At 70.4% G+C, this 14,318-nt stretch carries 11 protein-coding genes; 9 read left to right on the top strand and 2 right to left on the bottom strand.

From position 1 onward, the window contains the following. Positions 1-179 precede the first annotated feature (179 nt). The gene (locus NNW99_RS25035; protein ID WP_215121366.1) at positions 180-1,940 is read left to right on the top strand and encodes a TIGR03767 family metallophosphoesterase; all 1,761 of its coding nucleotides are present in this window, start codon (positions 180-182) and stop codon (positions 1,938-1,940) included. Between the two features lie 125 nt (positions 1,941-2,065). Further along, positions 2,066-3,208 carry a serine hydrolase gene (locus NNW99_RS25040; protein WP_215121367.1) on the top strand — a complete coding sequence of 381 codons (1,143 nt, stop codon included), beginning with the start codon at positions 2,066-2,068 and terminating at the stop codon, positions 3,206-3,208. Positions 3,209-3,215: 7 nt separating this feature from the next. On the opposite strand, the gene NNW99_RS25045 is transcribed toward NNW99_RS25040, so the two are convergent. Together NNW99_RS25045 and NNW99_RS25050 are read right to left on the bottom strand one after the other, a co-directional pair. Next, positions 3,216-3,434: a DUF397 domain-containing protein gene (locus NNW99_RS25045; protein WP_215121368.1), complete on the bottom strand. Its 219-nt coding sequence runs from the start codon at positions 3,432-3,434 to the stop codon at positions 3,216-3,218. Positions 3,435-3,437: 3 nt separating this feature from the next. Then, positions 3,438-4,319, bottom strand: a complete 882-nt coding sequence (locus NNW99_RS25050; protein WP_215121369.1) for a helix-turn-helix transcriptional regulator — start codon at positions 4,317-4,319, stop codon at positions 3,438-3,440. Between the two features lie 201 nt (positions 4,320-4,520). On the opposite strand from NNW99_RS25050, the gene NNW99_RS25055 reads away from it, so the two are divergent. The 7 genes from NNW99_RS25055 to NNW99_RS25085 all read left to right on the top strand — a co-directional run bounded on the left by NNW99_RS25055 (position 4,521) and on the right by NNW99_RS25085 (position 14,171). Further along, entirely contained in the window at positions 4,521-4,937 is a 417-nt protein-coding gene (locus NNW99_RS25055; protein ID WP_215121370.1) for an ATP-binding protein, read from the top strand. Between the two features lie 488 nt (positions 4,938-5,425). Further along, positions 5,426-7,912, top strand: coding sequence for a Pls/PosA family non-ribosomal peptide synthetase (locus NNW99_RS25060; protein WP_215121371.1), 2,487 nt, complete (start codon positions 5,426-5,428; stop codon positions 7,910-7,912). Further along, positions 7,912-10,365: an amino acid adenylation domain-containing protein gene (locus NNW99_RS25065; RefSeq protein WP_215121372.1), complete on the top strand. Its 2,454-nt coding sequence runs from the start codon at positions 7,912-7,914 to the stop codon at positions 10,363-10,365. Before NNW99_RS25060 ends, NNW99_RS25065 begins: the two co-directional genes overlap by 1 nt. Positions 10,366-10,372: 7 nt before the next feature. Then, entirely contained in the window at positions 10,373-11,359 is a 987-nt protein-coding gene (locus NNW99_RS25070; RefSeq protein ID WP_215121373.1) for a TauD/TfdA family dioxygenase, read from the top strand. Further along, a complete protein-coding gene (sbnB, locus tag NNW99_RS25075) occupies positions 11,356-12,429 on the top strand; it encodes a 2,3-diaminopropionate biosynthesis protein SbnB (protein WP_215121374.1) in 1,074 nt (357 codons plus the stop codon). The genes NNW99_RS25070 and sbnB overlap by 4 nt, the downstream gene beginning before the upstream one ends. A gap of 44 nt (positions 12,430-12,473) precedes the next feature. Further along, complete coding sequence (gene sbnA, locus NNW99_RS25080; RefSeq protein ID WP_215121375.1) at positions 12,474-13,460, top strand: 2,3-diaminopropionate biosynthesis protein SbnA; 987 nt, start codon at positions 12,474-12,476, stop codon at positions 13,458-13,460. Positions 13,461-13,472: 12 nt separating this feature from the next. Then, a complete protein-coding gene (locus tag NNW99_RS25085; protein WP_215121376.1) occupies positions 13,473-14,171 on the top strand; it encodes a 4'-phosphopantetheinyl transferase superfamily protein in 699 nt (232 codons plus the stop codon). Positions 14,172-14,318: the final 147 nt, after the last annotated feature.

Raw genomic sequence — 14,318 nt, forward strand, 5'->3', positions numbered from 1 at the left:
GAGCGGTCGTCGACGCGGAGGGTGGGCCAAGATCCACGTACGGTGATCGGTGCTGCCCGTTGCCGTCGCGTTTACGTACAGGTCATCCCCGGTGCCAACGATCCAGTGTGAGCGGGGTGTTCGTTCGACGAACGCCCCGCGACCACTGCCGACGCGTTCGTACTCGGGGAGAGAAGCGCATGTCGCGCACACGCTCAGTCGCAGGCTCCGGCCAGGGCATCCACCGTCGTTCCGTCCTCGCCGCCGGCGGCGCGGTCGCCCTCTCCGCGGGCGTCGGCTACGCCCTGCGGCCCAGCGACAGCCAGGCCGCCACGCCGGCCAAGGGGGCGACCGAGGCCGTCGCCGCCTCCTCGCGCCAGGCACCCGCCGCGCCGCTGGCCCCCTACACCAAGGGCACCACCCTCGCCTCCGTCGCCACCCCGCGCGGCGGCTCCGGCTACCGGCGCCTGGGCGACGGCCCCGGCTGGCAGCGCGTCGTGCGCTCCGACCTGGCCGCGCCCAAGTCCGGCCGCGCCGGGCGCCGTACCCCGCTCGCGGCGTTCGTGCAGCTCACCGACCTGCACATCATCGACGCCCAGCACCCGCTGCGCCTGGAGTACCTCCGCTCGGCCGACACACGCGCCTGGCGGCCGCACGAGGCGCTGACCGTGCAGGGCGCCATCGCGCTGGTGGAGCGGATCAACGCGCTCCGCGGCGCCCCCGTCACCGGCGCCCCGCTGCACTTCGCCATGACCACCGGCGACAACACGGACAACAATGCCAAGTCCGAGCTGGACTGGTTCCTGAAGATCATGAGCGGCGGGCGCATCACGCCCAACACCGGGGACCCGCGCACCTACGAGGGAGTCCAGAACAGCGGCCTCAAGCAGTACTGGCAGCCGGACGCCGCCCTCCGCGACAGCGACAAGCAGGCCGGCTTCCCCAAGCTCGACGGCTTCCTCAAGGCCGCAGTCCGTGAGGTCCGCAGCCCCGGCCTCAACCTGCCCTGGTACTCCACCGTCGGCAACCACGACTCCCTGCCGATGGGCTGCTACGCCTCGCACGGCGACTCCTACCTCACCGAACTCGCCGTCGGCGGCAAGAAGCTGATGAACGTCTCCGCGGCGGAGGCGCAGCAGCTCCAGGCGCAGATCAAGAAGGCCCGGGACCCCCAGGGCGTCCGCTATCACGACTTCCTCAAGTCCCATGCGCGTGACATGCGTTCGGTCACGCCCGACGAGAGCCGCGCCCCCTTCACTCAGGCCGAGTACCTCCAGGCCCACCTGGACCCCGCCCACCGCGGCATCGGCCCGGCCGGTCACGGCTACTCCTCCGCCAACCTGGACGCGGGCACCCAGTACTACGTCTTCCGCATCTCCGACGACGTCATCGGCATCAGCCTGGACACCACCGACGCGGGCGGCCACTACGAGGGCTCCCTCGGCACGGCCCAGATGAAGTGGCTGGAGAAGACCCTGCGGGAGAACAAGGACTCCCACGCGGTGATCTTCAGCCATCACACCAGCAAGACGATGACGAACCTCCGCAACGACCCGTCCCGGCCGGGCGAGCGCCGCCACAGCGGCCAGGAGGTCCTCGCCCTCCTCGGCGGCCACCGCAACGTGCTCGCCTGGGTGAACGGCCACATCCACAAGAACGTCATCACCCCGCACTCGATGTCCGGCGGCGGTACCTTCTGGGAGATCTCCACCGCCTCCCACGTCGACTTCCCCCAGCTCGCCCGGGTCATCGAGCTGACCGACAACAAGGACGGCACGATCTCCCTGTTCACCACCCTGGTGGAGTCCTCGGCCCCGCACCGCACGGACTTCTCCGACCTCTCCCAGACCGGCCTCGCGGCCCTCTACCGCGAGCTGTCCCTCAACGCCCCCGGCGCGAACCCGAACCTCGGCGGCGATCCCGAGGACCGCAACACCGAGCTGGTGCTGAAGAAGGGCTGATTCCGGCTCAACCCGGCCGGACCCGATCAACCCGGGCGGCGGGGCCGGGGTCCCAACCCCTGACACAGCTCGATGTGACAGAGCTCGATGTGACAGAGCTCGATGTGACAGGGGGAAACGGGGACATGAGGAAGCAGCTGCGTACGACCCTGATGGCGGCGAAGGCCGTGGCTCTGACGGCGGCCCTGGCCGCTCCGGCGCTGGCCGCTCCGTCCAACGGTGGTCACGAGGCGACCCGGCAGGCGGTACGGGCCGCGGTCGCCGACGGCGTCCCGGGCGTGACCCTGACCGTGCGGCGGGGGCACGGCACCTGGGCGGCCACGGCCGGCGTCGGCGACCTCGAGACGGGCAAGCCGCGTTCGACGGCGGACCACTACCGGGTCGCCAGCGTCACGAAGACGTTCGTCGCGACCGTCGTCCTGCAACTGGAGGCGGAGGGACTGCTGTCGCTGGACGACACGGTGGAGGAGTGGCTGCCGGGCGTGGTCCGGGGCAACGGCCACGACGGCCGGAAGATCACGCTGCGCCAGCTCCTCAACCACTCCAGCGGCATCTTCGACTACCTGCGTGACACCGGCTTCCAGCAGAAGTACATGACCCCGGACGGCTTCATGAAGCACCGCTTCGACCAGGCCTCCCCCGAGGACGCGATCGCCATCGCCATGGGGAACAAGCCGCACTTCGATGAGCCGGGCACGTCGTTCGCGTACTCCAACACCAACTACGTCCTGGCCGCGCGGGTGATCGAGAAGGCCACGGGCAGCGACGACTACGCCGACGAGATCGAACGGCGGATCATCGCCCCGCTGAAGCTGTCCTCCACATCGGTCCCCACCCGGGTCACCCTGCCCCGGCCCAGCAGCCGCGCGTACTCCAAGCTGGCCAAGACGGACACGGGCCCGACGTACGACGTCACGGAGCTGAACCCGCGCCTGGCCTACGGCTCCGGCCAGATGGTCTCCAGCTCGGCCGACCTGACCCGCTTCTACTCGGCCCTGCTCCGGGGCAAGCTGCTTCGGCCCGAGCAGCTGAAGGAGATGAAGACCACGATTCCCTCCAGCCGCGACACCAACCGCTACGGTCTGGGGCTCGTCGACCGCAAGCTTGAGTGTGGCGTCCACGTCTGGGGCCACGACGGCGGCATCTTCGGCTCGAACACGGACGTGGTGACGACCGAGGACGGCCGGCACTCCCTCGCCGTCAACTTCAACGGCGACTGGTCGGGAAGCACCGACGCGATCATCGAGGCGGAGTTCTGCGGTAAGTAGCTGGTCGCTACGGCTTCTCTTCTCGGCCTACATGGGTGAGGAACGCCGTCCACGCGGCCGGGGGGAGGAGCAGGGCGGGGCCGGTGGGGGTTTTGGAGTCGCGGATGGCTATGGAGGGGGAGAGGTGGGTGGCTTCCAGGCAGTTCTGGCCGGTGCCGTCGCTGTAGGACGACTTGAACCAGGACTGGGCGGAGGCGAGTTCGTGCGCGGCAGGGTGCGTGGGCATGGTCTACAGCTCTCGTTGTAGTCGGTGCAGGAAGTCGGGAGTGTCCTCGGGCGGCAGGGCTGATGCTGTCATGGCTTCGAACCGACGGATGAAACGATCGACCACACGGCGCTTGTCCGAGGTGTGGGTGGCTCCCCACGGGCTGTCGATCTGGACGCGCGGCGGCAGTTCGTCTCCGAGGTCGAGGATCGCGAAGTCGTTCGTCGAGCGATAGCCGGGGCGGAAGGGCAGCACCTGGATCGTGATGTGCTCCCAGCCCGACATCTTCTCGATCCTCGTGTACTGCTCGCGCATCACCTCGCTCCCTCCGACCGGGTACCGAAGTGCGGCTTCCCCGAGGATGACGTGCAGCTTGACGGGGCTTTCCCGGGTGAGCACCTCCTGGCGCTTCATCCGCAGCTCAACGCTACTGCGTACGAACTCCGCCGTGGTGTCCTCGATGGGCTTGTGAGCCTCCAGGAGGGCGCGGGCATACGGTTGCGTCTGGAGCAGGCCGTAGACCAGGGTCGGGTGGTACACCTTCATGCTGCGGGACTCGGGTTCCAGCCCGACGAACGCCGGCATCCCGGCGGGCATGAGCCCCCGGTACTGGGTCAGCCAGTCCTGCTGGTTGGACTCCTTGTTGAGGCTCATCAGCGACTCGATGACGTCCTCGTCGGAGACCCCGTATTTGTCCAGCAGCTTCCGCAGATCTCCGATGTTCCGGAAGTTCAGCGCGCCCTGCTCGATCCGCAGCAGCGAGGCCTCGGAGATACGCAGCCCTTGTACCGCCTGCTTACGGGTGAGCCCGCCCCCTCGATCGCCGAGACCGCAGCTCTCCCGCAACTGGCGCAGTTGCAGACCAAGTTCGAGTCGCTGTGCCGTGCGCCCACGCTTGGCAGCCATGTGCACTGTCCCTTCGATCCAGCACGCTGTGCTTGTGCCCGTGTACCGAGTGTGACACGGCCTGTGCGGGCGCTGCAGGTGAATGTGCACATGTAGGCATAGTCCAATCCTGACTTCTCTGAAATTTCTGGGGAGTTTCGATTGCTGGTCGATCGGCCTGCTCGAGACCGTAAAGGGGCAGCTCAAGCGAAAGGGACCCCCATGCCCCACCCCCACACCCCTGCCCTCCTCACCCACGACTGGTCCATGGGCTACCCCATGACCCTCCGCAGCGTCCGGCTGGCCCGGCTGCACACCCGGAGACGGCTGACGATGTGGAACTGGGCCGGAGACCTCGACGACGCCGTGCTCGTCACGTCGGAGCTCGTCGCTAACGCGGTACTGCACGGCAGGGTCGTAGGGCACGAACTGTGGTTGCGGCAAGCCGTGCTGGAGGACGGCCGGCTGTCCATCGAGGTCTCGGACCCCGTACGGGCGTTTCCGGAGGTCAGGGAGGGGGCGGGAGGAGAGACCGGCCGGGGTCTGGTCGTGGTGTCCGGGATCGCCGAGGAACTGGACTGGTTCCTGCGCGAGGAGGTCGGCAAGACGGTACGGGCACGCCTTGCGGCCGGTGGGTGACACAACTGTCGGGGCCGCCCGCTTCTTTGCCAGTGTCGTGCTGCGGCGAGCCGAGTAAAGGGCGCTGCGCGTCGCCTGCGGCGATCGGCCTTCGGCCGCCCCTTGACTCGCCTCGCCGCAGCACGGGAGAGAAGCGAGCGAACGGCCCGGAAAGGCGGGTGGCCGAGCCCTGTGTGCGGTCATCGGCCCGTTGGCCTGCCGGGCGGCGTGGGCGTACGCGCCCGCAGCGAGCAGCACGCCGGGTGGGATCGGCGGCGATCGGAGCGTCTGGGCGCTTACGGAGGGTGTTGGTCCAGGCAGGGCGAGGTGCTGGTGGCCGAAGGGCTCCGATCGGCCATCTATGAGGCGTGAGGCATCCGGCTGGTGAGATACCCGCTCACGTTTCGAGAAGTTCGAGAAGAACGACCGGACCTTCCATACCTCGGCTGCCCGGCTACGAACCCCTAGTGAGGCAGAGCAGAAAAGTCGGCACCCGAGGGGGTTTTCTCATGGCGGGACAGCAGCTCCAGGAGGTGGTCAGGGGCTCCGTTGTCGCCGAGCGGTTCGCCGCGTTGCTGGCGGAGGTCGCTCATCTGGACGAGGTGCGGATCGACAGCGACTTCTTCGATGATCTCGGCGCCGACTCCCTGGTGATGGCGCACTTCTGCGCACGGGTGCGGAACCTGCCCGACCTGCCGGCGGTGTCGATGCGGGACGTGTACCGGCATCCGACCGCCGGGGGACTGGCGGCCGCACTGGTCGACAGCACCCCGCGACCGCCGGTCGAAACCGGGGTGCCCAGTCCATCGGGACTGCCCAGGGCACCGGTGACAACACCGGTGCCGCCGACCGGCCGCCCGCACCGTGTGCTGTGCGGGGCGCTGCAGATGCTGGCCTTCCTCGGTTACTCCTTCCTTCTCGCCTTCGTCACCGCACAGGGCTACGAATGGATCGCCGCGCAGGAGCATCTGCTCGACGCCTATCTACGGAGCGTCGTGTTCGGTGCCGCGCTGTTCGTCGTGCTGTGTGCCCTGCCCGTGGTCGCCAAGTGGGTGCTGATCGGCCGGTTCACGCCACGGCGGTTCCGCGTCTGGAGCCTCACCTACTTTCGGTTCTGGCTGGTCAAGACGCTGATCCGGTCGAGCCCGCTGGTCCTGTTCGCCGGATCGCCGCTCTACCCGCTCTATCTGAGGGCCCTGGGCGCGCGGATCGGCAAGGGCGTGACGATCCTGTCGCGCAGCGCCCCCGTCTGCACCGATCTGCTGTCTGTCGGTGACGGCACGCTCGTCCGCAAGGACGCGCTGCTCAGTTGCTACCGCGCGGTCGACGGTGTGATCGAGACGGGGCCGGTCACCCTGGGCCGGGGCGCGGTCGTGAGTGAGGTGACGGTGCTGGACATCGGGTCCCGGCTGGGGGACGGGGCCAGGCTCGCGCACGCGTCCTCCCTGCACACCGGGCAGACGGTCCCCGACGGTGAGCACTGGCACGGTTCCCCGGCCCAGCCGGCGGACGGGGCCTTTCCGGAGGTGGAGCCCGCCCGGTGCGGCACCGCGCGGCGAGCGACGCACGGGGTTCTGATGCTGCTCACGGCGCTGCTGGTGTATCTGCCGCTCGCGGTGGGCTGCCTGGACGTGCTGCTCTCCCGGATGCTGGAGGGATCCGCCGTGCTGAAGGGCGGGGCGACGGTGCTCTATGTCGACCTGCTGATCGTCACGGTCGTCGTCTTCTTCGGCGGGGTGCTCGCCGCGCTGGCGGTCCTGGCCACCGTCCCCCGGCTGCTGGGTAGCTTCGTACGGCCCGGCCGGACGTACCCGCTCTTCGGCTTCCGCCACACCGTGCACCGCACGATCGTCCTGATGACGAACAGGAAGTCCCTGACCCGGCTGTTCGGCGACAGCACGTGCATCGTCCACTACCTGCGCTGGATCGGGTATCGCCTCTCACCTGTGGAGCAGACGGGCTCCAACTTCGGCACCCAGGTCAAGCACGAGAGCCCCTTCTTGAGCGCGGTGGGTACCGGGACCATGGTCGCCGACGGGTTGTCCCTGATGAACGCCGAGTACTCCAGTACGTCGTTCCGGCTGTCGCGGACCTCGATCGGGGCGCACAACTTCCTCGGGAACCGGATCGCCTACCCGGTGGGTGGGCGGACCGGCGACAACTGCCTGCTGGGTACGAAGGTGGCGATTCCCGTCAGCGGGCCGCTTCGGCACGATGTCGGACTGCTCGGCTCGCCCTGCTTCGAGATCCCTCGGTCGGTGGCGCGGGACAGCACCTTCGACGAACTCAAGGACGGGAACGGTCTCGGCCGTCGCCTCGCGGCCAAGAACCGGCACAACGCCGTCACCATGGCCTGGCACCTGCTCACGGGGTGGCTGTTCTTCTTCAGTGTGGTTCTGCTGTTCGCGCTCGCCGCGAGTCAGTACCCGGTGTGGGGCACGGCGGCCCTCGCGCTCGCCAACGCCCTCCTGCTGCCGTTCACCCTGGTGTACTACGTCCTCCTGGAGCGGGCCGTCACGGTGGTGCACCGGCCGGAGCCGCTGTTCTGCTCGATCTACGACCGCCGGTTCTGGGTTCGTGAGCGGTACTGGAAGGTGCCGTCCGAGACGTATCTGCACGTCCTCGACGGGACACCGTTCAAGAGCCTCGTCTGGCGGCTGCTCGGCGTGCGGATCGGGGCCCGGGTCTTCGACGACGGCTGCGCCGTGACCGAGCGGCCCATGGTCCGGATCGGGGACGACTGCACCCTCAACGCGGGCAGCGTCCTGCAGTGCCACTCCCAGGAGGACGGCACGTTCAAGTCGGACCGCAGCGCGCTCGGCGCCCGCTGCACCCTCGGCGTCGGAGCGTTCGTGCACTACGGCGTGACGGTCGGGGACGGTGCCGTGCTGACGGCGGACTCCTTCCTGATGAAGGGCGAGACGGTCCCCGAACACACCCGCTGGGCGGGCAATCCGGCCCGCCCCCTGGACGACGGCGACGGAGGTGCGTGGTGATGGCGGCGACAACGACCGAGGCCCGCGTCCCCGCGAGCGACAGCCGGGCTGACGGCGGTTTCACGGCCGTGCCCCGGTGGGCGAAGGACCCGGTGCCCGGGAGTGGGGTGCAGGTCAGCCGTGTCCCCGGCGAGGTGACGGCCGCCCTGCGGGCGCGGGCCCGTGAACTCGGTGTGCCGTTCGCCGCGATTCTGCTCGCGGCCCACGCGAAGGTGCTGGCCCTGCTCTCCGGCGATCCCGAGGTGCGCAGCGGTTACCTCTCCCCGGCGGGGGCGGGGATCTTCGAGGTGACCGTCGGGCCCGGCACCTGGGGTGAGCTGGTGCGGGCGGCGGGGCGGGCCGAGTCGGAGGTGCCTGCGCCCGGGCCCGGGCCCGGGCCTGAGGTGGTCTTTGCCCCTACAGGGCAGGAGGTCGTCGTCCCGTCGGTAGGCGACGGCGGCCCGCTGCTCGGCGTATCGGCAGGTGAGGACAACGGCCGGCTCGTGCTGCGGCTGCGGCACCGGACCGATCTGCTGGACGCCGACTGTGCCGCGCGGATCGGGGGGTACCACCTCGCCGCGCTGGAGGCGATCGCCGCCGACCCCGACTCCCGCCACGACCTGGGCAGCCTGCTGTCCGCGGACGAACTCCGGTTCCAGCTCGACGAGCTGGGGGCTGGGCCGCGCCGGGCGCTGCCGGACCGTCGGTTCCATGAACTGTTCGAGGAGCGGGTGCGCCGGAATCCGGACGCCGTCGCCGTGGTTCAGCAGGGCCGCCGCCTCACGTACGCGGACCTCAATGCCCGGGCCAACCGGGCGGCCCGTGCCCTGCTGGCCGAGGGGCTCGGTCCTGAGGGCACGGTCGCCGTGGTGACCGAGCGGGACCTCCACTGGGCGGTCGGTGTGCTCGGTGTCCTCAAGGCCGGTGGTGTGTATCTGCCTGTCGACCCGCATCATCCGCCCGGCCGCATCGGCGCGATGCTGACCCGCGCCGAGTGTGGGTACGTCCTCACCGAACCCGGCAGCACCGGGCGGCTGGACCGGGCGCTCGAGACGCTTCCCGGAATCCGGCGGCTGCTCGTCCCGGACCTCGCGGACGGGGCCGGCGACGGAACGGACCTCGGCCTGGACATAGCGGCGGACCGGCTCGCGTACGTCTTCTTCACCTCCGGGTCCACCGGGGAGCCGAAGGGCGCGCTGTGCGAGCACGCCGGGCTGCTCAACCATCTGTACGCCAAGATCGACGATCTGGGCATCGGCGAGGGCACCGTGGTGGCGCAGACGGCCTCGCAGTGCTTCGACATCTCGCTGTGGCAGCTGCTCGCCGGGCTGCTGACCGGTGGGCGGACCCTGCTGGTCGAGCAGGACGCCATCCTCGACGCGGACCGGTTCCTGGACCGGATCGCCGGAGGACGCGTCAACGTCCTGCAAGTCGTGCCGTCGTATCTCGACGTCATCCTGTCCGCGCTGGAACGCGTCCCCCGGGACCTGCCCGATCTGCGGTGTGTGTCCGTCACCGGCGAGGCGTTGCGCGGTGAGCTGGTCCAGCGGTGGTTCGCGGGCGGGCCCGCTGTGCGTCTGGTGAACGCCTATGGGCTGACCGAGACGTCCGACGACACCCACCACGAGGTGATGGACCGGGCGCCCGCCGGTGACCGGATCCCGATCGGGCGGCCCATCGCCAACGTGCACCAGTACGTCGTCGACGAGAACCTGCTTCCGGTGCCGCTCGGCGCGCCCGGTGCCATCGTGTTCTCCGGGGTGTGCGTGGGGCGCGGCTATGTCAACGACGCCGAACGCACCGCGCAGTCCTATCTGGAGGACCCCCACCGGCCCGGCCGACGGCTCTACCGGGGAGGCGACTTCGGCCGCTGGCGGCCCGACGGCAAGCTGGAGTTCCTCGGTCGCCGGGACGCGCAGGTCAAGATCCGGGGGTTCCGGGTCGAGATCGGCGAGGTCGAGAACACGCTGCTGCGGGTGCCCGGCGTCACGGACTGCGCGGTCGTGGTGAGTGGAGTGGAAGGGCACGGACGGCAGTTGGCCGCCTTCTGTGCGGGCGGCGGTGCGGTGAGCGCAGAGGAGCTGCGGGAGCGGCTCGCTGATCTGCTCCCCGCGTACATGGTCCCGGCGTCCTTCCACCGGCTGGACCGTCTGCCGCTCACCGCCAACGGCAAGACCGACCGCAAGGCGCTCGTGGCGCTCGCCGAGGACCTCGGCCCGGCCCGGGAATCCGGCGGCGCCCCGCGGACACCGGCCGAACGGCGGCTCGCGGCGCGCTGGGAGGCGGAACTCGGCCTGCCGCCCGGGCGGATCCGCCGCGACGACGACTTCTTCGACCTGGGCGGCACGTCCCTGACGGCGGTACGGCTCGCGGTCTCGCTGGACCGGGTGATCTCGCCGCGCGACCTCACGGGCCACCCCGTCCTGGCCGACCTGGCCCACCTGATCGACACCCGTACGAGTCACGAGAGGTGAGATCGACATGCTGTCGGCACTCTTCCGCAAGAACAGGGCCACCACGACAGAGACGACGGACGGTTTTCCGGTACTCGATGCCGAAGACATTCCGGATGCCCGGGCCGCGCTGCGCGAGCTCGTCGGCGAGCACGGGGCGGTCACCGTCCGGGGGCTCGGCCTGCGGACCCCGGACGACGTCGAGTCGGTCCTCCGCCGGGTCGCCGAGCGTCCCGTGACCGAGCGGGAGGCGTTCGCCGCCCGTGACCGCCACGCGGACGGCGTCTACTCGTCGTCGGCGTGGCCGCCCACCCAGCCCATGTGCATGCACCATGAACTCAGCTACGCCGTCGAGTGTCCCGGCCTGCTGCTGTTCGCCTGCCTGGAGCCGCCCGTCGAAGGCGGTGCCACCGCCCTGGCCGACGCGACCGCGGTGCTGCGGGCGTTGCCCGGCGACCTCGTCGACCGCTTCGCCCGGGAGGGCTGGCTGCTCACCCGGGCCTACAACGAGGGGATCGGCGCGACACTCGGTCAGTCCTTCGGCACCGACGACCGCGGCGAGGTCGAGGCCTACTGCCGTGCCCACGCGATCGACTGGTCCTGGCGGCCGGACGGTTCGCTGCGGACCTGGCAGCACCGGCCCGCCGTCGTACGGCACCCGGTCTCCGGCCGGGACTGCTGGTTCAACCAGATCGCGTTCCTGAACGAGTGGACGATGGCGCCCGAGGTCAGGGAGTTCCTGATCGACGAGTACGGCCCCGACGGCCTGCCCTTCAACACCCGTTACGGCAACGGCGACCCGGTGCCCCCGGACGTCGTCGAGCAGATCAACAAGACCTACGAGACCCACACCGTACGGCGGCCCTGGGAACGCGGTGACCTGATGCTCGTGGACAACGTCCGCACCGCGCACAGCCGGGAGGCGTACCGGGGGCCGAGGGACGTCGTGGTGGCGATGGCCGACCCCGTGCGTCTTGGCCTGCCGGGACCGCGGCCGGGGAGGGAAGCGGCATGACCACACTGCACACCGTCCCGCAGACCGCCATGGCGGACACGGACACCCCGGTGGTGCCGTCCTTCGCCGTCATCCCCGGAAGCCAGGTCAAGGAGGTGCTCCAGGGCCGGGAGAAGACCGTCGTGGACGTCGTCGAGTCGACGTACCGCCTGCACGGCTCCGGCCGTACGGTCAATCCGCCGTCCTCCTTCCTGCGCTTCCCCGACCGGCCGACGGCGCGGATCATCGCCCTGCCCGCCTCCCTCGGCGGTGAGGGCCGGGCGGACGGTCTGAAATGGATCTCCAGCTTCCCCGCCAACGTCGCCTCGGGCATCCCCCGCGCGTCCGCCGTCCTCATCCTCAACGACCCCGTCACGGGCTACCCCTTCGCCTGCATGGAGAGCTCGATCATCAGCGCCGCCAGGACCGCCGCGTCCGCCGCGTCGGCCGCCGACCGGCTCAGCAGGGGACGGCCGCGCCCGGCCCGGCTGGGGTTCGTCGGGGCGGGGCTGATCGCCCGTTACATCCACACCTATCTGGAGGGCACCGGCTGGTCCTTCGACGCCATCGGCGTGCACGACCTGTCGCCCGACAGCGCCGCGGGCTTCCGCACCTACCTGGAGCAGTCCGGGGCCGTCGGACGCGTCACCGTGCACGGCAGCGCCGAGGAACTGATCCGCCTCAGCGACCTGATCGTCTTCGCCACGGTCGCCGACCGGCCGCACATCACCGAGCCGGCGTGGTTCCGGCACAACCCGGTGGTGCTGCACGTGTCGCTGCGCGACCTCGCCCCCGAGGTGCTGCTCGGCGCCACCAACGTCGTCGACGACATCGACCACTGCCTGCGGGCCGCCACCTCACCGCACCTCACCGAACGCCTCACCGGCAACCGCGACTTCCTGCTCGGCACGCTCGACGATGTGATGGCGGGCCGGGTGACGGTCCCGGCCGGGCGTCCGGTGGTCTTCTCACCGTTCGGGCTGGGCGTGCTGGACCTCGCGGTCGGCGCCTACGTCTACGACGAAGTGGCCCGCTCCGGCCAATTGCGGGTCATCGACCACTTCTTTCACGAACTGAGCCGGCACGGCTGAGGGCGAAACCCGTCCTCCGGCCGGCCCCGTACGAGGAGAACATCGTGCCTGTCATTTCCGTACCCCACGCCTTCAACGAGGAGGACCTGTACGTCGACCTCCAGCCGATGACGGGACACCGGCTCTTCCTCAAGTGCGAGGGCTTCAACTTCGCCGGTTCGATCAAACTGAAGGCCGCCACCGAGATGGTGGAGTCCGCCGAGCGCGGTGGAACCCTCAAGCGGGACTCGATCCTGGTCGAGTCCTCCTCCGGCAACCTCGGCGTCGCGCTGAGCATGATCGCCGCGAGCAAGGGCTACCGCTTCGTCTGTGTGACGGACTCCCGGTGCAACCTCGCCACCCGGCTGATGATGGAGGCCCTGGGCAGCCAGGTCCACGTCGTCTCCGACGAGCACGCCACCGGCGGTCTGCTGGGCGCGCGGCTGGCGTACCTGCGTGCCCTGTGCGCCTCGGACGACCGCTATGTGTGGCTGAGTCAGTACACCAACCCCGACAACTGGCGGGCGCACTACTTCCGCACGGCCCCGGCCATCGCCCGCTGGTTCCCGCGCCTGGACGTCCTGTTCATCGGCGTCGGCACGACCGGCACGCTGATGGGCTGCGCCCGCTGGTTCCGTTCCTGGCACCGGCCGGTGCGGATCGTCGCGGTGGACAGCGTCGGTTCCGCCATCTTCGGCGACCCGCCCGGACGGCGGATGATCCCCGGCCTCGGCATGAGCCTCAGGCCTCCGCTGCTCGACGACGGTTACGTCGACGAGGCGGTGCGTGTCGAGGAGGCCGACGCCATCCGCACCTGCCGGACCATGGCGAGGCAGGGCTTCCTGTTCGGCGGGTCGACCGGCACGGTCGTCAGCGGGGCGACGAACTGGCTGGCCCGGCACGGAGCTCCGGGCCTCACGCCCGTCGCGATCGCCCCGGACCTCGGCGAGCGCTATCTCGACACGATCTACCAGAGCAACTGGGTGGAGGCCCTGTACGGCGACGAGGTGATCACGGACCCCCGCGCCGTGGGGACGGCGCCCTCCGACTGACCGAGGACGGTCATGCGTCCCGAGCGGCTGACATCCGCCGCCTGGGCCCGGCCTCCGGAGCCGCCCCGCCCCGGCCGGCCCCGCGTGTGGCTGGCCCGGGTGGAGGAACTCCGCGACATCGTGGCCCCGCTCGCCGACACACTGCTGGACGGCGGGGAACGGGCACGGGCCGCGGCACTGCGCCGGGCGGCGGACCGGGACGGCTACCGGGTCGCCCATGTGTGCCTGCGCCTGCTCCTCGGCGCCCACCTCCAAGTCGAGCCGTCGGACGTGACGTTCGTACGGCGACCCTGCCCGGTCTGCGGGGGCCCGCACGGGCGTCCCGACGTGCCCGGCGTGCCCCTGTGCTTCTCCCTCTCCCGCACCGACGGACTCTGCCTCCTCGCCTTCGCGGACACGGCGGTCGGCGCGGACATCGAGCGGCTGCCCGACGCGGACACCGTCGCCGCCCTCACGGAGACGCTGCACCCCCGAGAGGCCGACGAACTCGCCGCGTACCCGCCCGACCTGCGCCCCGCCGCCTTCGCCCGTGTGTGGACCCGCAAGGAGGCCTATCTGAAAGGGCTCGGCACCGGACTCGCACGCGATCCACGCCTCGATCACCTCGGCGCGGGTGCGCGGGGGCCGCGCCGGATGCCGGGCTGGACGGTCGAAGACGTGACGTTGGGAGAGGAGGAGGCGGCGGCCGCCGTGGCGGTGGCTGAGCGGTAACTGTCATGCAGGGGGCGGTGGCTGTCACGCCCGGGACTGGTGGCTGTCACGCCGGGGACGGTGACTGCCAGGCCGGGACCGCTGACCCCCCCCCGGGGCCGGTCGCCGGACGGTGACCGGTCCCGGGGGGCCCGTTCATGCCGGGAA

Origin of the sequence: Streptomyces sp. CRCS-T-1, assembly GCF_024442335.1 — a bacterium.
GTDB classification, from domain to species: Bacteria; Actinomycetota; Actinomycetes; order Streptomycetales; family Streptomycetaceae; genus Streptomyces; species Streptomyces koelreuteriae.